Below are 654 nucleotides of genomic sequence, written 5' to 3'. Positions count from 1 at the left end.
TAAGGCCAGCAACAGCAGCACGCCGGTGAGCAGCAGCAGGTAGGCAAAACCGGTGGTCAGGTCGGTGGCTATGCTTTTGGCCGCTGTCTCGACCAGGCTGTAAGTGGGGATAATCCAGGTGATGACATACGCCTGTAACGTGGTCAGCACACAGATCACAAACAGCATGATAAAGCTGTGCTTCACCGTAAAGCGGAAAATGGCCGACTCCTGCCCCACCAGCCCCACCGAAGCCGCCCCCACCGCGATCGACTGCGGGGAGATCATCTTGCCGGTTACCCCACCCGACGCATTGGCCGCCACCGTCACCACCGGATCAATGCCGATGGCCGTGGCCGAGGTGTGCTGGAGCTTGCTGAACAAGGCGTTGGCTGAGGTATCCGAGCCCGTCAGGAATACCCCCAGCCAGCCCAGTATCGGTGAAAAAAACGGAAACAGCGCTCCGGTACCGGCCAGCACCAGCGCCATCGTGATGGACATACCCGAGTTGTTGGCCACAAAGGCAAAGCCCACCACCGAGGCTACCGTGATGATGGGATACCTCAGCTGGGTGACCGTAGCCAGGTAGATCCGGGCGCCTTCGCGGAAGCTCAGACCCACCAGCGGCAGAGAGATGATCCCTGTCAGCAGCAGGGCCGTACCGGAATTGGAGAG

At 60.6% G+C, this 654-nt stretch carries 1 protein-coding gene; it reads right to left on the bottom strand.

What is annotated here, in order from left to right:
• The coding region (locus ABD931_RS29130) for an L-lactate permease (RefSeq protein ID WP_345271652.1) at window positions 1-654 on the bottom strand (654 nt) is incomplete at both ends.

Source organism: Nibrella viscosa (assembly GCF_039541875.1).
In the GTDB taxonomy this organism is placed as follows: Bacteria; Bacteroidota; Bacteroidia; order Cytophagales; family Spirosomataceae; genus Nibrella; species Nibrella viscosa.
The sequence above is the reverse complement of the archived record's forward strand: the minus strand, read 5'-3'. Positions and strand labels throughout refer to the sequence as shown.